At 66.7% G+C, this 17,228-nt stretch carries 17 protein-coding genes and 1 tRNA gene; 11 read left to right on the forward strand and 7 right to left on the reverse strand.

The window, feature by feature from the left end; all coding sequences use genetic code 11:
- Positions 1-291: 291 nt before the first annotated feature.
- Together ACTIMF_RS12635 and ACTIMF_RS12640 are read right to left on the reverse strand one after the other, a co-directional pair.
- A complete protein-coding gene (locus ACTIMF_RS12635) occupies positions 292-1,194 on the reverse strand; it encodes an adenylate/guanylate cyclase domain-containing protein (RefSeq protein ID WP_442350645.1) in 903 nt (300 codons plus the stop codon).
- A 162-nt stretch (positions 1,195-1,356) separates the two neighbouring features.
- Positions 1,357-2,526, reverse strand: a complete 1,170-nt coding sequence (locus tag ACTIMF_RS12640; protein ID WP_442350646.1) for a TetR/AcrR family transcriptional regulator — start codon at positions 2,524-2,526, stop codon at positions 1,357-1,359.
- Positions 2,527-2,653: 127 nt separating this feature from the next.
- On the opposite strand from ACTIMF_RS12640, the gene ACTIMF_RS12645 reads away from it, so the two are divergent.
- From ACTIMF_RS12645 to ACTIMF_RS12660, 4 genes are all read left to right on the forward strand, one after another.
- Complete coding sequence (locus tag ACTIMF_RS12645) at positions 2,654-3,862, forward strand: acetyl-CoA C-acetyltransferase (protein WP_442350647.1); 1,209 nt, start codon at positions 2,654-2,656, stop codon at positions 3,860-3,862.
- A 33-nt stretch (positions 3,863-3,895) separates the two neighbouring features.
- A complete protein-coding gene (locus tag ACTIMF_RS12650) occupies positions 3,896-6,094 on the forward strand; it encodes a 3-hydroxyacyl-CoA dehydrogenase NAD-binding domain-containing protein (protein ID WP_442350648.1) in 2,199 nt (732 codons plus the stop codon).
- A 105-nt stretch (positions 6,095-6,199) separates the two neighbouring features.
- The gene (locus ACTIMF_RS12655; protein ID WP_442350649.1) at positions 6,200-6,889 is read left to right on the forward strand and encodes a hypothetical protein; all 690 of its coding nucleotides are present in this window, start codon (positions 6,200-6,202) and stop codon (positions 6,887-6,889) included.
- A 53-nt stretch (positions 6,890-6,942) separates the two neighbouring features.
- On the forward strand, positions 6,943-7,533 hold the full coding sequence (locus ACTIMF_RS12660; protein WP_442350650.1) for a putative glycolipid-binding domain-containing protein: 591 nt from the start codon (positions 6,943-6,945) through the stop codon (positions 7,531-7,533).
- A 6-nt stretch (positions 7,534-7,539) separates the two neighbouring features.
- Here the strand turns inward: ACTIMF_RS12660 and ACTIMF_RS12665 are convergent, their stop codons facing one another.
- Complete coding sequence (locus ACTIMF_RS12665) at positions 7,540-8,490, reverse strand: prephenate dehydrogenase (protein WP_442350651.1); 951 nt, start codon at positions 8,488-8,490, stop codon at positions 7,540-7,542.
- Positions 8,491-8,665: 175 nt separating this feature from the next.
- On the opposite strand from ACTIMF_RS12665, the gene ACTIMF_RS12670 reads away from it, so the two are divergent.
- The 4 genes from ACTIMF_RS12670 (at position 8,666) to ACTIMF_RS12685 (ending at position 10,162) form a co-directional block, all read left to right on the forward strand.
- Positions 8,666-9,187: a tRNA adenosine deaminase-associated protein gene (locus tag ACTIMF_RS12670; protein WP_442350652.1), complete on the forward strand. Its 522-nt coding sequence runs from the start codon at positions 8,666-8,668 to the stop codon at positions 9,185-9,187.
- Between the two features lie 7 nt (positions 9,188-9,194).
- Positions 9,195-9,674 carry a nucleoside deaminase gene (locus ACTIMF_RS12675; protein ID WP_442350653.1) on the forward strand — a complete coding sequence of 160 codons (480 nt, stop codon included), beginning with the start codon at positions 9,195-9,197 and terminating at the stop codon, positions 9,672-9,674.
- Positions 9,675-9,715: 41 nt separating this feature from the next.
- Positions 9,716-10,003 (forward strand): hypothetical protein, encoded by a 288-nt coding sequence (locus ACTIMF_RS12680; protein ID WP_442350654.1) that lies wholly within the window; start codon positions 9,716-9,718, stop codon positions 10,001-10,003.
- 71 nt (positions 10,004-10,074) lie between these two features.
- A tRNA-Ser gene (locus ACTIMF_RS12685) sits at positions 10,075-10,162 on the forward strand.
- Positions 10,163-10,209: 47 nt separating this feature from the next.
- Here ACTIMF_RS12685 and ACTIMF_RS12690 read toward each other — a convergent pair.
- Positions 10,210-10,848 carry an FMN-dependent NADH-azoreductase gene (locus ACTIMF_RS12690; protein WP_442350655.1) on the reverse strand — a complete coding sequence of 213 codons (639 nt, stop codon included), beginning with the start codon at positions 10,846-10,848 and terminating at the stop codon, positions 10,210-10,212.
- A gap of 72 nt (positions 10,849-10,920) precedes the next feature.
- Complete coding sequence (locus ACTIMF_RS12695; protein ID WP_442350656.1) at positions 10,921-11,991, reverse strand: D-alanine--D-alanine ligase family protein; 1,071 nt, start codon at positions 11,989-11,991, stop codon at positions 10,921-10,923.
- 39 nt (positions 11,992-12,030) lie between these two features.
- Between ACTIMF_RS12695 and ACTIMF_RS12700 the strand changes: the two genes are divergently transcribed.
- A complete protein-coding gene (locus ACTIMF_RS12700) occupies positions 12,031-13,347 on the forward strand; it encodes a UDP-N-acetylmuramoyl-tripeptide--D-alanyl-D-alanine ligase (protein WP_442350657.1) in 1,317 nt (438 codons plus the stop codon).
- 16 nt (positions 13,348-13,363) lie between these two features.
- Here the strand turns inward: ACTIMF_RS12700 and ACTIMF_RS12705 are convergent, their stop codons facing one another.
- Positions 13,364-13,816 (reverse strand): hypothetical protein, encoded by a 453-nt coding sequence (locus tag ACTIMF_RS12705; protein WP_442350658.1) that lies wholly within the window; start codon positions 13,814-13,816, stop codon positions 13,364-13,366.
- 94 nt (positions 13,817-13,910) lie between these two features.
- On the opposite strand from ACTIMF_RS12705, the gene tgt reads away from it, so the two are divergent.
- Both tgt and ACTIMF_RS12715 read left to right on the forward strand, forming a co-directional pair.
- Positions 13,911-15,173: a tRNA guanosine(34) transglycosylase Tgt gene (gene tgt, locus ACTIMF_RS12710; RefSeq protein ID WP_442350659.1), complete on the forward strand. Its 1,263-nt coding sequence runs from the start codon at positions 13,911-13,913 to the stop codon at positions 15,171-15,173.
- The gene (locus ACTIMF_RS12715) at positions 15,166-16,248 is read left to right on the forward strand and encodes an alanine racemase (RefSeq protein WP_442350660.1); all 1,083 of its coding nucleotides are present in this window, start codon (positions 15,166-15,168) and stop codon (positions 16,246-16,248) included. Before tgt ends, ACTIMF_RS12715 begins: the two co-directional genes overlap by 8 nt.
- Before the next feature lie 3 nt (positions 16,249-16,251).
- On the opposite strand, the gene gluQRS is transcribed toward ACTIMF_RS12715, so the two are convergent.
- Complete coding sequence (gene gluQRS, locus ACTIMF_RS12720; protein ID WP_442350661.1) at positions 16,252-17,175, reverse strand: tRNA glutamyl-Q(34) synthetase GluQRS; 924 nt, start codon at positions 17,173-17,175, stop codon at positions 16,252-16,254.
- Positions 17,176-17,228 lie beyond the last annotated feature (53 nt).

Below are 17,228 nucleotides of genomic sequence, written 5' to 3' on the forward strand. Positions count from 1 at the left end.
CGCCAGGCGAATCAGAGACCGCTCGGTGGCGGAGACGGAATTGTTCGCGTGGTCTCGCAGCTCATTGTGCGGTACCAACCCAGATTCGCAGGTCCGCGTCCGCGAGTCAGGTCGCCTTGCCATTGGCGTCATGCGACAGGACAGCTTGGCTATCTAAACGGCGTCTGCTCGGCGAGACTGTATAGGGGCTGGCGAAACGAATGCGGAGCGCACGGCGTGGAGGAGCTGCCGCGACAACCAGTGGCGGTCGGTGCTTGAGACGACAGATACCGCTCGCTTCGTGGGCAGCCGCTACGCCTTCGGTCGTGTCAGCGCACTCGCGCGAAGCCGGCGGTAGCCGCGTACGCTCAGCGGCGCGATTGAACGGAGGCGGAAGCGAGCGTCGTCTTCGAGCGCGTCGGACAGGTTGTCGTCGATCAGGATCCTGCCCGGGCGTGAGGAGCCGCAGAGTCGGGCTGCAATGTTGACCGGTTCGCCGAAGACGTCGCCCAGCCGCGGGAGTACTTCGCCGTGAGCGAGGCCGATGCGCAGGCGGGGGATCGGTGGCTGCTCGCTGAGGTCGGCGATGTCGAGGGCCGTCAAAGCCGACTGCGTCGTGTCGGGGTTGGCGAACAGGATGCCGTCGCCCAACGTCTTGATCACGTGGCCGTCGTAGGTCGTCACCACCGCGGAGACCTGGTCCTCGAAGGCCGTGATCAGATCGTTCAGTTCGTGGTGATCGATGCGGCGTGAGAGGTTCGTGTAGCCGACGATGTCGACGAACCCGATCGTGGTGTCCCAACCGGTGCTGTCGGAGTCCTGTGCTCGGCTGCCCTCTAGCGCAATCCCCAGGTGGAGTCGCCACACAAGCCGCTGAATCCGGCTGAGCGCCTTCGCCATATCGTCGACGGACCAACTCACCTCCGGGTCCTCGTCGAACTCGATGAGTTGGTCGGCTTGCCAGTCGGCGAGCCGGGCCAGCGACTGTCCGATGGTTCGCGCGGTCGCGACCTGCGCCGCTTCGTCGACCCCGGCCGCGCCACGAGCAAACAGCCGGAACGCTTCGACATCGGCCTCGGAAAACAGCTTCGCGTCCGAGTGCTGACGAGCGAAACCGAAAGCCGTCCAGATCTTCTCGCCGTATTTCGGATCGATGCCGAGGGCTGCGACGAGTTCGTCGCGTGAGTAGCGGGCGTCGGAGCTAGGCACGGTCATGGGCTTCACGCTAGCGAGTCGGCTCGTTCTTGGCGGGTTTTACGGCGGCGCGCGGAACGTTGGTCGCCGCCGGCTGTTGCTGAAGTCTGTCCGCTCATCGACCCGGTGTGGACTATATGTCCAAACGAAGTAATGAGCGGGCTGATTTCAGAGGTACACCGCTCACAGCCCCAGCACGCCCCGCATGAGGTATGCCATCTGGGATCCGAACTCGGAGCGTTCGACCCCGCGGCGCACCCGGACCGCGTCGTTAACGATCGACAATGCGGCATGCACGGCAACGGCGGCTTGGGCTTCACTCACACCGTGGAGTGAGGACACCAGCGCGGTCCACCGCGACACATAACGGCGTTGTACGTCGACGAGTTCACGAGCGCCGGGGTCTCCGGCCAGAGCAGATGCATTGTTGAACGAGACCGACAGATCAGGAATCGAGGTGATTGTGGAGACGTACGAATCGACCATCAGTGTCAGGATGTCGGCGTCGTCTTTCCCGGCGGCGTACGCCGTCACGACACCCACTTCGAGACGGGCTCCGCTGCGGCGGCCGATCTCGATGAGGAGTGCGGCCTTGGACGGAAAGTGCTTGTACACGCTGGGGCCGGTGATACCGACGGCTGCGCCGATCTCGACCACGGTGACCGGACCGTAGCCGCGGTCGGCGAACAGTCGTGCCGCGGCGTCGAGGATCTCGGTCCGCCGGTCGTCGTCGGGGAGACCCACATGCGGCGGCACGCGGAGCGGTGGTGCCGACGAGGGAGTCAAAGCGACGAGGCGCTCGCTCGCCGCGGTGAGCTCGGGGACCGACCGTGCCGAGGAGAGCCTCGCGCGGTGAACCGACAGGCTGCCGACGACGCTCAGTAACGTCCACACCAGTTGCCGCTGCTCCCAGTCGGCCAGATTGCGGTCGACGAACAACAACTCGGCCCACTGACTCAGCACGCGGCGAGTGCCGTGCACCACCTCGCGGTTCTGCTCCGGAGTCAGGTAAGTGCCCGTCCACCGCCACAGAGTCGACGCATTCTGACGGCGCGCCATCGACCCGCACATCGCGGCGAGAAACGTGTGGGGGTCTCCGTCGGCAACCGTCAACGAGGCGTCGGTGCAGTCCTGCAGATCGTCGACACCGGCGAGGACGGCGGCGTAGAGCAACGACTGCTTGTCCGCGAAATGACGGTACAGCGAAGGTGCGGTGACTCCGGCTGCGCGAGCGATGTCGGCCATGGACACTTGGGGGTACCCATGCTGAAGGAACAGCTGAGCGCTGTGATCGATCAGCTGCCGTTTCCGGTTGGCCGGGCGGGGGGTGCCGGACCGTTTCGAGGCCGTCATTGTGAACCGACCTTAGCTCATTGTGGTGAATTGTCGAGCCATGATGACCACCCGGTATAGCCAAATAAGTTATGAGGCGTTAGCCTGGGTTCCGTAACCACAATCGGTTCGTGTGAAAGGAACACCTGTGTCCGATGCATTCATCTACGAGGCTGTGCGTACGCCCCGTGGCAAGCAGCGTGGAGGTTCGCTGCACAGCGTCAAGCCGATCGATCTCGTCTCTGGCCTGATCGACGGGCTCCTCGCTCGTCACGGCGACCTCGACCCGAAGCAGATCAACGACCTCATCCTCGGCGTCGTGTCGCCGGTCGGCGAGCAGGGTGCGGTCATCGCACGCACCGCCGCCATCACCTCCGGTCTCGGTGAGACCGTCCCGGGCACGCAGATCAACCGCTTCTGCTCGTCGGGCCTGGAAGCTGTGAACCTGGCTGCCGCGAAGGTTAAGTCCGAATACGACGACCTGGTTCTCGCCGGCGGCGTCGAGTCGATGTCGCGCGTCCCGATGGGCAGCGACGGCGGTGCACTTTTCACCGACCCGGCCACCGCGTACGACCACTACATCAACCCGCAGGGCATCGGGGCCGACACGATCGCCACGATCGAGGGCTTCTCGCGTGAAGACGTCGACGCCTACGCTGCCGAGTCGCAGCGTCGCGCCGCACAGGCGTGGGACGAGGGTCGCTTCGCGAAGTCGATCCTCCCCGTCAAGGACATCAACGGTGTCGTCCTGCTCGACAACGACGAGCACCGTCGCCCCGGCACCACCGCGGAGAGCCTCGGCAAGCTCAAGCCCGCATTCCAGGGCTTGGCCGACATGGCGGGCTTCGACGACGTCATCCGCCAGAAGTACCCGAACGTGGAGAAGGTCAACCACGTCCACACCGGTGGCAACAGCTCCGGCATCGTCGACGGTTCGGGCCTGGTCCTGGTCGGCAGCGAAGAGGCAGGCAAGCGCAACGGTCTGACCCCGCGCGCCCGCGTCGTCTCCTACGGCGAGGTCGGCTCGGAGCCGTCCATCATGCTCACCGGCCCCACCCCGGCCACCGAGCTCGCACTCAAGCGGGCAGGCCTGACGGTCGACGACATCGATGTCTTCGAACTCAACGAGGCGTTCGCGTCGGTCGTCATGAAGTGGATGAAGGACCTCAACGTCCCCCACGAGAAGGTCAACATCAACGGTGGCGCGATCGCACTGGGCCACCCCCTCGGCGCCACCGGCGCGATGATCATGGGCAGCACCCTCGACGAGCTCGAGCGCGTCGGCGGCCGCTACGGCCTGGTCACCCTGTGCATCGGCGGCGGCATGGGCGTCGCGACCATCATCGAGCGTCTCTGATCGCCCCGGAACGAGAAGGAAAAACACTTCACCATGACTGACAACATGATCGCGTGGGAGAAGGACGCCGACGGCGTCGTCACCCTCACCATGGACGACCCCAACCAGGGCGCCAACACCATGAACAACCTCTACCGGGAGTCGATGGCTGCGACCGTCGATCGCCTCGAGGCTGAGAAGGACGACATCGCCGGTGTCGTGCTGACCTCCGCGAAGAAGACCTTCTTCGCAGGCGGCGACCTCAAAGACATGACCAATCCGCCCGCCGACCAGACCAAGGAAGACCTGGCGGCGTCGATCAACGCGAGCACCAACGAGTTGAAGGCGGTCCTGCGCCGCCTTGAGACTCTCGGCAAGCCGGTCGTCGCAGCTGTCAACGGCGCGGCGCTCGGTGGCGGCCTCGAGATCGCCCTCCACTGCCACTACCGTGTGGTCGCCGACGTCAAGGGCGCTGTGGTCGGTCTGCCCGAGGTCACCCTCGGTCTGCTCCCGGGCGGCGGCGGCGTGGTCCGTACCGTCCGGCTCCTGGGTATCCAGCAGGCCCTCATGGGCGTCCTGCTGCAGGGTCCGCGCCTGAACCCGACCAAGGCCAAGGAGATCGGCCTGGTCGACGCGGTCGTCGGCTCCATCGACGAGCTCGTTCCCGCAGCCAAGGCGTGGATCAAGGCGAACCCGGAAGCTCAGCAGCCGTTCGACGTCAAGGGCTACAAGATCCCGGGCGGCGCACCGACCAACCCCGCGATGGCAGCCAACCTGCCCGCGTTCCCGGCTCTGCTGCGCAAGCAGATCAAGGGCGCGAACATGCCGGCACCGCGCGCCATCATGGCCGCAGCCATCGAGGGCGCCTACGTCGACATCGAGACCGCCGACATGGTCGAGACCCGATACTTCGTGTCGCTGGTGACCGGTCAGGTCGCGCAGAACATGATCAAGGCGTTCTTCTTCGACCTGCAGCACATCAACGGCGGCGGCTCGCGCCCCGAAGGTTTCGACAAGTACACCGCCAAGAAGGTCGGCGTCATCGGCGCAGGCATGATGGGTGCTGCGATCGCGTACGTATCGGCGAAGGCCGGTATCGAGGTCGTCCTCAAAGACATCGACATCGACGCTGCCAAGCGCGGTAAGGGATACTCGGAGAACCTCGAGGCGAAGGCACTCAAGCGCGGCAAGACCACGCAGGAGAAGAGCGACGCTCTGCTCGCCCGCATCACCCCGACCGTCGATGCCGCCGACTTCAAGGGTGTCGACTTCGTGATCGAGGCCGCGTTCGAGTCGGTCGAGGTCAAGCACAAGGTGTTCCAGGAGATCGAGGACATCGTCGATTCGGACGCCGTTCTCGGCTCGAACACCTCGACGCTGCCGATCACGAGCCTCGCCGAGGGCGTCAAGCGTTCCGAGGACTTCATCGGCATCCACTTCTTCTCGCCGGTCGACAAGATGCCGCTGGTCGAGATCATCTGCGGTGAGAAGACCAAGGACGAGGTACTCGCCAAGGTCATCGATTACACGCTGCAGATCCGCAAGACGCCGATCGTCGTCAACGACAGCCGCGGCTTCTTCACCAGCCGCGTGATCGGCACCTTCATCAACGAGGCGCTGGCAGCCGTCGGTGAAGGCGTCGAACCGGCCTTCATCGAGCAGGCGGGCGGCCAGGCGGGATACCCGGCGCCGCCACTGCAGCTGTCCGACGAGCTGACGCTGACCCTGATGCAGAAGATCCGCAAGGAGACCCAGACCGCTGCCGAGGCCGCGGGCATCGACTACCCGGATCACGGCTCGTACGCCGTGGTCGACAAGATGGTCGAGTTGGGCCGCACGTCCAAGAAGGACGGCAAGGGCTTCTACGACTATGACGAAGAAGGCAAACGCGGTCTCATCTGGCCGGGCGTCCGCGAGAATTTCAAGTCGGGTTCGACGGAGATCCCGCTCGAGGACATGAAAGAGCGCATGCTCTTCGCTGAGTCCCTCGAGACCGTTAAGTGCTTCGACGAGGGTGTTCTGACCTCCGTCGAGGACGCGAACATCGGTTCGATCTTCGGCATCGGGTTCCCGGCGTGGACCGGTGGCGTCATCCAGTACATCAACGGTTACGAAGGCGGTGTCGCAGGCTTCGTCGCCCGCGCCAAGGACCTCGCAGCCAAGTACGGCGACAACTTCACCCCGCCCGCCTCGCTCGCCGAGAAGGCCGACGCAGGCGTGAAGAAGCTGACGAACGAGAACCTCGTCAAGTAGTCGACTCCCTGCTCGCACGAGCAGAGACGAGACCTGCGAACGCCCCCCGTGAGATGAACTCACCGGGGGCGTTCGCATGTCCGGGCTCCGCGTACTCTGACAGTGATGGATTCGGGACGGTCAGGACACGCGCAGCAGCCGGGCTACCGGCCGCCGCTGGCTGTCGGTCAGCAGTATCCGGCGTTGGGTTACGGGCCGGACGGCGCGCCGCGCTACACGTATCGCCCCGAGCCCGACCCCGCGGCGCAGACTCAGCCGGTCGAGCCCGAGCAGTATCAGTACGCGGCGACACCACCGCCTCCCGGACCCGGTGGCTCGCGTCAACGCACGGCACTCGGCGTGACCATGGTCGTCGTCCTGGTCCTGCTCGTCGCGGGTGGGCTGAAGCTGATGTCCGGCGGAAACGACTCCGACACCGCGACCGTCCGGGATGACACACCGGTCTCGCAGAACACCACCGACCCCTACCTGCCCAAGTCGATCGAGCCGACCGACGAAGTGCCGGGCGAGACGAAGCAACCCGCGCCCGCCGGACTCGAAGCCGACCTCGCAGTCGAGGCGGCCCCGGGCTCCGCCGTCCTGTACATCGACGAGAACGGCGTCCAACTCGTGCACATGCAGGCCCGGCAGTGGCGTCAGACGGTGCGTGCGTCCACCGGTCTCCTCCAGATCCGCGTCGTGGTCGCGCCGGGTGCTCCGGCCTCGTGCACGATCACCGTCGAGGGCCAGGTCGTCGCGCACGACGAGGCGCCCGAGGGATCGGCGGGTGTCCTCGCTTGTCGGGCGGCCGGCTGATCTTCCAGGCGTGCTCCCCGATGGGGTCGGCCTCGATGCCCTAACGTAGACGTGTGACTTCTTCCGACGGGACAACCGACACCGGAGCCAAGACCATGTACACGTGGCGATCCGTCGACGGTGGACGCTTCGAGCAGGTGCGACTCAACACGGTTGGCGGCCGCCTACGCGCCTACGGGCGGATCATTTCGGCGCAGACGCCGGACCTCGAGGCGTACTCGTCGTCGTACGAACTGGTCGCCAACGACATCGGCGTCACCCGCAGGCTCTCGTTCCGCCTGCTCAAGTCCGGCGGCGACGCTCCGCTTGACCTGAGTCGTGACAGGGACGGCCGATGGATGGCGCAGACCCCGTACAGCACCGTGCAGAGCGACTTCGGCGGAGCCGAAGGCGTGGACGTCGCGATGTCGCCGTTCCTGTCGGCTCTACCGATCTTCCGCCACACGTTCTTCGGTAAGGGGGCCTTGACCGACGTTCCGCTGGTGAGTCTGCGGCTGCCGACGTTCGAGGTCGAGCCCGCCACCGCGTCGTACACGATCGGCAACGGGAAGGCCACGATCACCACGGAGTCCGGGACCGTCGAACTGGATCTCGACGAGGACGGCCTGGTCCTCGACTATCCGGGTGTCGCGACCCGCATCTGAGGACCGTCAGCCGACCCAGACGCGTGCCTGGTGAGCCTGCCTGCGCAGCTCTTGCGCCCATCCGGGGTGCCCGACCGTGACTCCGACGATCGGCTCGACCTCGCCTGACGCGACTTCTTCGTAGGCCATCCGGGCCCGATGCCCGGCCTCGACGATCGCGGCGACGTCGCCGTGATCGCGGAGCCGGTCGCGTGCTGAGACGAGACGGTCGATCGTCTCGCTGAGCGTGTTGAGCAGGGCGACCGAGTTCGCTTCGAGCATGGCGCGCTGCAGGTCCGGTGCGGTGCCCGCTACTCGAGTGCCGTCGCGGAAGCTTCCGGCGGCCAGCCGCAGCGGCAACCTGCTCTCGCCGGCGCCGACCGCAGCCGTGACGGCCGCTGTCAGGTGCGGGTTGTGGGAGATGGCAGCTGCTGCGCGGTCGTGCGCGTCGTTCGCGGCGGGAACCACGTACGAGCCCGCCTCGCGGGCGATTCTGGCGACGGTCAGCCAGTCGTCGGCATCGGTGTCGTCGTGGGTGGTCACCATCCACATCGCGTCTGTGAACAAGTCCGGATCCGTTGCATCCCAGCCGGAGTGGGCGGTGCCGGCCATCGGGTGACCGCCGACGTAACGGGCGTCCGGGTGGCGGGCCGCGACGATCCGGGCGACCTCTTCTTTCACGCTGACCACGTCGGTGACCAGACATGCCGGGGCATGCTCGGCGACGGCGTCGATCATCACGCCGAGTGCCGTGGCAGGCGTCGCCAGGACGATGACCGCGTCCTCTTCGCGCGCGCGTGCGAGGGTTTGCATCAGATCGCTCGAGACGTCGTACCCGTCGGCGGCGGCCGCGTCGACAGTGGCGGTCGACCTGTTGTAACCGAACGTCGCCCGGGTTCCCGCGAGTCGCCGAAGCAGCGATCCGCCGATGAGGCCGAGACCGAGGACGCAGACGGAGCGAGACGACGCAGCAGGCATGAGTCTACCGTGGCACATCGCCGGGACGAGGGGGAGAGAGACGGGCGTCAACGCCGCACTGCCCGTGCCGTGCGGGTTCGGTTCTGTTGTGATCGGGCTGTTCGCGGCGCAAACGAGTTGCCGAGCCGAGGATTCGGACTTGGGAGAGCTGGCGAAACAGACTACCGTGGCGGACATGGCGAAGCCCGTCGCTCAGAGCGATTACCCCGATGTCGACGGTTTCGCGGTGGCAGTCGTCCGTGACGAGGGCATCTGGCGGCTTTCGCCGCTGAAGCCGTCCGCGCTCGACAGCCTTGACGACGCCGAGCTGCAGCTGCGTGAACTGCGTGCGGCCGGCGCCGTATTCGGTCTTCTCGACGTCGACGACGAGTTCTTCGTGGTGGTGCGGCCATCCCCGTCCGGTGCGCGACTGCTGGTCTCCGATGCGACTGCCGCCATCGACTACGACATCGCAGTCGACGTGCTCGACGCGTTGAACGTCGAAGTGCCCGATCTGGATCCGGACGAGATCGACGATATCGACCCGTGGGAGGAGGGCGACCTCGCCATCCTCGCCGACCTGGGGCTCCCGGACGCGGTGATGAGCGTGATCGTCGGCGATACCGATCTGTACGCCGACGAGCAGATCGGCATGATCGCCGCGCGTCTCGGGTTCGCGGACGAACTGTCCGCGGTGCTCGACAAGATCGGTCACTGACGCGGCGATGATCGCCGATCGGGGAGCGGTGCACCGCGACGCCGAGACGATGATGCGGGCCGCTCTGGACGCCGCCCGATCCGCTGGAGACGACGACGTGCCGATCGGGGCGGTGGTCTACGGTCCCGACGGATCCGAGCTTGCGCGGGCAGCGAATCGTCGTGAGGCAGACGGGGACCCGACCGCGCATGCCGAGGTCCTCGCGCTGCGGGAGGCCTCGAGACGGTACGGCGACCGATGGCGTCTGGAGGGCTGCACGGTGGCCGTGACAGTCGAACCGTGCACGATGTGCGCCGGAGCGATCGGACTGGCCCGCGTCTCGCGTGTCGTGTTCGGAGCGTGGGAGCCCAAGACCGGCGCCGTCGGATCGCTGTGGGACGTACTGCGCGACCAGCGGCTGGTCCATCGGCCCGAGGTTCTCGGCGGAGTCCTCGCCGACCAATGCGCGGTGCTGGTCACCGACTTCTTCGCTACCCGCCGCCGCTGAATCTGCGGCACACTTGAAGGACGACGATCGAAGGGGAAGTCATGTCGGATCCGATGGATAAGGTCACCAAGCTAGCCGGCCAGGTGATCGGCAAGGTCAACGAGTTCGCAGAGAGCGAGCAGGTCAAGGGCGCAGTCGATTCCGCCAAGGAGAAGTTCGACGAGGTCGCCAACAGCGAGCAGGTCCAGGGTGCGGTGTCGACCGCGCGAGAGAAGCTCGACGAGGTCTCCAAGAACGAGAACGTACAGGGCGCGATGAACACTGCAAAGGTGAAGTTCGGTGAGATCGCCGACAAGTTGTCGGGCAATGGATCGTCGGGCGGTAAGTAGTAGAACTCGCCGGAAACTGCTGCTGACCAGCTGATTTCACACTCACTGACGACTACCGTATAGTTCTTCGCGGTGGCGTGTCCGAGCGGCCGAAGGTGCGACACTCGAAATGTCGTGTGTAGTGACCCTGCACCGGGGGTTCAAATCCCCCCGCCACCGCCGAAGGCCCCTGATCTGGATGCCAGGTCGGGGGCCTTTTCCATAGGTCAGAGGGTCCGGGCGATCTTGCGCAGACGTTCGCGTGCCTCGGCCTTCGACGCGGACGCCGTCGCCGAATGCTCGGCGAGCGGCGGTAGTCGGTCGGCGAGGGTGAAGTCGACGGCCACGCTCATCACGTCCATTCCCATCGATTCGGCCAGGATCTTCTCGATCGCCGGCACCGTGTAGTCGCCTGCCCGTTCCGGATCGGCGTTGTCGTACGCCAGTCCTCGCGGCGACACCACGACGACGGGGGTGCCGTGCAGTCGGCCGGGCGCCTCGTCGCTCGACGTCGTCGCGCCCAACACGTGCAGATGGTCGAGCCATGCTTTGAGCGTCGACGGAATCGACCAGTTGTACATCGGAGCCCCGATGACGACGGCCGCCGCACCCGCGACCTCGTCGATCAGTTGGCGCTGCCGTTGGGCTGCGGCCGGATCGACATTCTCGTGCGGGCGGCGCATCGCTTCGGCGTAGTGCAGCCCGGCGGTCGTCAGATGCGGCACCGGATTCGCGGCAAGATCCCGGGAGACGACGCTCCGATCGGTACCTGCAGCACGCCAGGTGTCGGCGAACTCAGCGATGAGCGGGCGAGACACCGAGTCCGGGCCGGTGATGGATGAGTCGACGGCGAGAAGATAAGGCACCGCTCCACTCTCGCAGGATCGGTGTCCGTGCGCAGGGATTCGGCCCCGCGGGATTCGGACGGGTGCGACCCGTCAGTGCTCGGTCGAGAACGAACTGCGTCGCCGGTACACCTCGAGTGCCAACGTCACGAGACGGTCGATGAGGTCGGGGTAGGCGATGCCCGAGTTCTCCCACATCTTCGGGTACATCGAACTGGGCGTGAACCCCGGGATGGTGTTGACCTCGTTGAGGAGCCAGCCGCGGCCGCCCTCCTCGTAGAAGAAGTCGACGCGCGCCATGCCCGCACAGCGCAATGCGGTGAACGCGTCGGCGGCGAGATCACGGACGCGAGCGATCGCGTCGCCGTCGAGTGGCGCCGGGATCATGAGTTCGGCGGCCCCGGTGACGTACTTGTCCTCGTAGTCGTAGAAGTCGCTGCCCACCTTGACCTCGCCCGGAAGGGTGGTGTCGGGTGCGGTGTTGCCGAGGACGCCCACCTCGATCTCGCGGGCGGTGACGGCCTCCTCGAGGACGACGACGTCGTCGTACCGCAACGCCAAGTTTATCGCCGTGTCGAGTTCGTCGGCCGAACTCACCCGCGAGACGCCAACGGACGAACCCATGTTCGCGGGCTTCACGAAAATCGGGAGCCCGAGTTCGTCGATGGCGCGGTCGACGATGGCACGCGCGTCGTCGACGCCGTCGCGGAAGGTGAGCCAGGCGCACTGCGGGATTCCTGCGCGGGCCGTGACTTCCTTGGCCATCGCCTTGTCCATGCACAGCGCCGACCCGAGGACACCGCAGCCGACGTAGGGGACCTTGAACAGCTCGAGCATGCCCTGGACGGTTCCGTCCTCGCCGTGCGGGCCGTGCAGCAGCGGGAGGACGACGGTCAGCTCACCTTCTGAGCGCACCACCTGCAGCGGATCCACTTCGGGGCCTTCGACGGTGAGGCGGTCGGGCAGCGCCTCGCCAGCCGCCAGCGCCGCAGTCACAGAGTCGTTGCGGTGCCAGACACCATTCTTGTCGACGCCGACGGGAATCAACGTGTACTTGTCGTGATCTGCGGCGGCCAGCACGTGCGCCGCGCTGACACAAGACACATCGTGTTCGGCGGAGACTCCGCCATAGAGGACGACCAGCCGCAGGAGGGGGGTACTCATGGCTGCCAGGATACGTGCTCGCCTGTACCGTTTCTTCCCGTGCACCTTCTCGCCAGTCAGATCGCAGCCGCCACGGGCGGGACACTCCACGGGCCGGACGTCGAGGTCTCCTCGGCGAGCATCGACTCGCGCTCCATCGCCGGTGGTCAGCTGTTCGTCCCGATCGTCGCGGACCGCGACGGGCACGACTTCATCGCGGGCGCGGTCGACGCGGGCGCGCCGGTCTACCTGACCGATCGTGCCCCCGACCCGGCCGTCTCGGCCACAGCGGTCCGGGTGGCCGATACCTCCTTGGCGCTCGCCGATCTCGGGCGAGCAGTACGCGCGGGCCTACCGCCTCGTGTCGTCGGCGTCACCGGATCGGTCGGCAAGACGTCGACGAAGGACCTTCTGGCGGGAGTTCTCGCGACGACCTATTCGACCGCAGCGAGCGAGAAGAGCTTCAACAACGAACTCGGCCTGCCACTCACACTGCTCGCGGCCGACGACGACACCGAAGCCGTCGTCTTGGAGATGGGCGCGCGCGGCGTCGGACACATTGCGCTGCTGTGCGATATCGCGTCGCCGACTGTCGGAGTGATCACCCGCGTCGAGGCCGTGCACCTGGAGATGTTCGGGACGCTCGACGACATCGCACAGGCCAAGGGCGAACTTGTCGACGCTCTGCCGTCTGACGGTATCGCCGTTCTCAACGCCGATCACCGCATCGTCCGCGGTATGCGGGACCGGACGCAGGCACGCGTGCTGACGTACGGTGTGGCCGACGACGCCGACGTCCGGGCCACCGACATCGTCCTGGACGATCAGCTGCGCGCATCGTTCACGCTGCACAGCCCGTGGGGGTCGACGCCGATCGTGCTGCAGGCGCGCGGCGAGCATCAAGTGTCGAACGCGCTCGCGGCGGCCGCCGCAGGCTGTGGACTCGGCGTTCCGATCGAGTCTCTGGCCGCAGGCTTGAGCGACGCCGCGCTGTCGGGGCTGCGAATGGAGATGACGACTACCGAGTCGGGAGTCGTCGTCATCAACGATGCCTACAACGCCAACCCCACGTCGATGGCCGCCGGACTCTCATCGCTGGCCAGGCTCGACGCGCGGCGTCGCTTCGCCGTCGTCGGCACCATGGCCGAGCTCGGTGCGGACGGCCCGGCAGCCCATCGCGCCGTCGCCGAGCAGGCCGCTGACCTGGGAATCACCGTGATCGCCGTCGCCGAGCCCGCATACGGCGACTCCGTCGCACACGTGTCCGGGGTCGACGGAGCGGTCGCTGCTCTCGGCGAGCTGGCCGCCGGTGACGCGGTCCTGGTCAAGGGCAGCCGGGTGGCCGAACTCGAGCGGGTCGCGCAGGCGCTCGGCTGAGCGAGGGCGCTCGGCCCTACGGGACCAGCGCGAACGCCTGCGAGTCTTTGGTGCAGCGGGCGAGCTCACCGACCGTCGTGGACGGACCGCACTGCCAGCCCTTGACGTCCTGGGGCTGCCCGGTCGCGATGAGCGGGCTGTACTCCTTGGCGATCCCCTTCGCGGTATCGCAGGTGATGTCGCCCTCGACGAGCCTGATCTGCAGCGCGCCGTCGGGGCCCTTCGCGGCGCCGCAGCTCTCCGCGTCGTCCGGAGTGCTCTCGCGCTCCGCGCTGGTGGAAGTCGCCGTCGACGACTTCGGTTTCGGGCCGGGGACGACCGGTACGCTGCGATCGCTGGGCGGGGCCGCCACGGAGGTGGTCGACGATTCGGCGCTCGGCGCCTCCTGTTCGTCGCCGCATGCGGCAGCGGACAGGGCGAGTGACAGGCCGAGGACTGCGGTGGCAGTGAGCTTCATCGTGCGGGTCATGATCTCCACGGTAATGCAGACGACGGGGCTCTGAGTGGTAAGTGAACCGCGGGTCGCGCCATCCGGTGCGCCGCGAGTGGGGCACTATTGCGTTGTGAGCAGCAGCGAGTTTATCCGGCGCGCCACCCTCGACGGGACGGCGGGCCGTACCGGTACCATCACCACCCCGCACGGCGAGATCCACACGCCCGCCTTCGTTCCGGTCGGCACCAAAGCCACCGTGAAGACGGTGGTGCCGGAGTCGGTTGCGGCGCTCGGTGCCCAAGCGGTCCTCGCCAACGCCTACCACCTGTACCTACAGCCGGGGCCGGACATCCTCGATCAGGCGGGCGGGCTCGGCGCCTTCATGAATTGGCCCGGTCCGACCTATACGGACAGCGGTGGATTCCAGGTGATGTCGCTTGGCGTGGGGTTCAAGAAGGTCATCTCGATGGAATCGACCGGACCGCAAGATGATTCGCGGGTCGCCGAAGGTAAGGAGCGGCTGGCTGCCGTCGACGACGACGGGGTCACGTTCAAATCGCATCTCGACGGTTCGATGCACAGGTTCACCCCCGAGGCGTCGATGCAGATCCAGCACCAATTGGGTGCGGACATCATTTTCGCGTTCGACGAGCTGACGACGCTGATGAACACCCGCGGATACCAGGAGACGTCGCTCGAACGCACCCGACAGTGGGCGATCCGGTGTCTCCTCGAGCACAACCGCCTGTCCACCGAGCGGTCGCATCGGCCGCAGCAGGCGCTGTGGGGCGTCGTCCAGGGTGCGCAGTACGAGGACCTACGGCGCAAGGCGACGCGCGACCTGGTCGAACTGAGCCGCATCGACCGTGAGAACGGCGGCAAGGGGTTCGGCGGGTACGGGATCGGGGGTGCACTGGAGAAGGACAACCTCGGAACCATCGTCGGATGGGTCACTGACGAGCTCCCCGACGACGCTCCCCGTCACCTGTTGGGGATCAGCGAACCCGACGACGTCTTCACTGCGATCGAGAACGGCGCCGACACCTTCGACTGCGTGTCGCCGACCCGTGTCGCCCGCAACGGGGCCATCTACTCGTTCGACGGCCGCTACAACGTGACCAACCGCAGGTATCGGGACGACTTCGGCCCGCTCGACGCCGAACTCGACAATTACTCGACCCAGTACACGCGCGCCTACCTTCACCACCTGTTCAAGGCGAAGGAGGGCTTGGCGTCGACGCTCGCCACCCTGCACAACCTGTCGTTCACGATCACTCTCGTCGATCGCGCGCGCAAGGCCATCGAGGACGGCGACTACTACGAGTATCGGGACGAGTTCCTCGGCCGCTACTACGCGGGGACCAAGCGAGCACGGGAGCAGTCCAATGGGTGACATGGTCAGTACACCGATGGTGATAGTCGACGCCGACACGCTCGACCGCAACATCTCAACGATGGCCGATGCGTTGCGCAAGAAGGGGATCGCGCTGCGCCCGCACGTGAAGACACATAAGATCGTCGAGATCGCACGCAAACAGAAGGCGGCGGGAGCGAGTGGGTTGTCGGTCGCGACCATCGGTGAGGCCGAGGTCTTCGCCGAGGTCGTCGACGATCTGTTCATCGCATACCCGTTGTGGCTCACGCGGTCGAGCGCGGCTCGGTTGATCGAGGTGGCTGAGCACGCTCGTGTCGCGTTCGGCGTCGACTCGGTCGACGGCGCGCGCAACGCGGGCGCCCGACTCGGCGACGCGGCACCGCGGTTCGAGGTCCTGATCGAGGTCGACAGCGGTCATCGCCGCAGCGGAGTGCACCCGGACGGAGCCGCGCAGGTCGCGGAGGCTGCCGTGGCCGCCGGACTGCGGGTCGCTGGAGTGTTCACGTTCCCCGGGCACAGTTACGGCGTCGATCAAGCCGAGCCGGCGGCCAGGGACGAAGCGAAGGCGTTGCGGCGGGCTACGCGGCTGCTCGCCGAGTCGGGTGTGCCGGTGCGGATCCGTAGCGGCGGGTCCACCCCGAGTGCCCTGGTCTCCGACGGCGATGTCCTCACCGAGGCGCGGCCGGGCGTGTACGTGTTCGGGGATGCGCAGCAATGGGAGTTGGGGCGCACCGAGCCTGTCGACATCGCGTTGACCGTTCTCGCAACCGTGATCAGCCGGTCCGACGACCCCGGCGGCCGCCGGATCGTGCTCGACTCGGGAAGCAAGATCCTCGGCGCGGATCGGCCCGGGTACGTCTCGGGTTTCGGGCGGCTCCTCGACTACCCGCAGGCGCGGATCACGGCCCTCTCAGAGCACCACGCCACCGTCGAATTCCCGGACGGTGCACCGCTTCCCGTGCGCGGCTCGCGTATCCGCGTGGTACCCAACCATGTGTGCACCGTCCTGAACCTCGTCGACGCCGTCGCCGTCGCCAGAGGCGGCCTCGTCGTCGATACCTGGCCGGTGGCCGCTCGCGGTCGTAATAGCTGAGGATTACCCGGCCTCGAAGATCCAGGGGTCACGGGGGAGCGCCGAGGGGGAGAATCGCTCGCCGAGGTCGTCCATCGTGACCTTCTCGCCTGCCTCGGCCAAGCCGAGGGAGACTGCGATCATCGACAGGATCGACGGCGCGTCGACGCCGCGCTCGGCGAGGTCGGCGACGGTCACCGCGCCGTCGCGTTTGGCGAGACGCTTGTGGTCGGCGTTGAGGACCATCGGGACGTGGGCGTACTCGGGCGGTGAGTAGCCGAGCCGTGTCGCGAGGTACGCCTGACGTGGCGCCGAGGTCAGGAGGTCCTCGCCGCGCACCACTTGGTCCACGCCGGAGGCTGCGTCGTCGACGACCACCGCGAGGTTGTAGGCGGGTGTGCCGTCGTTGCGTTGCAGAACGAAATCGTCGACGTCGCCGGTGAACTCACTGTGCAGGATGTCGGTGACCGTGAAAGTAGTGACCTCCGACCGGAGGCGGATCGCGGCGGGGCGGGTTCGCCGTCGTTCGTCGCGTTCCTCGGTGGTCAGATCACGGCAGGTGCCCGGATATGCGCCCTGTGGGGCGTGCGGCGCCGTCGGCGCGTCCAAGATCTCGCGGCGCGTGCAGAAGCACTCGAACGTGTCGCCCTCGGCGACGAGGCCGCCGATCACCGACGAGTACGCGTCGGACCGGTCGCTCTGCTGGAGCAGCGGTCCGTCCCAGGTGAGCCCGATCGACGCGAGGTCGGCGAGTTGTCGCTCCTGCGCTCCGGGACGCACTCGGTCGAGATCCTCAATCCGCATAAGAAACCGACGGTTTGACGATCGAGCGAAGAGGAATGCGAGCACCGCGGTCCGGAGGTTTCCGATGTGCAGGTCGCCGGACGGGGAGGGTGCGAAACGGCCTGCCGGGGCGGATCGGCTTGCGGGAGCGAAGTCGTTGGCCACGCTCAACACGGTAAGGCACCACCGGTCGGTGCAGGCACGGTGACCACCTCCTG

The organism is Gordonia sp. (in: high G+C Gram-positive bacteria), assembly GCF_052106715.1.
Taxonomy (GTDB): domain Bacteria; phylum Actinomycetota; class Actinomycetes; order Mycobacteriales; family Mycobacteriaceae; genus Gordonia.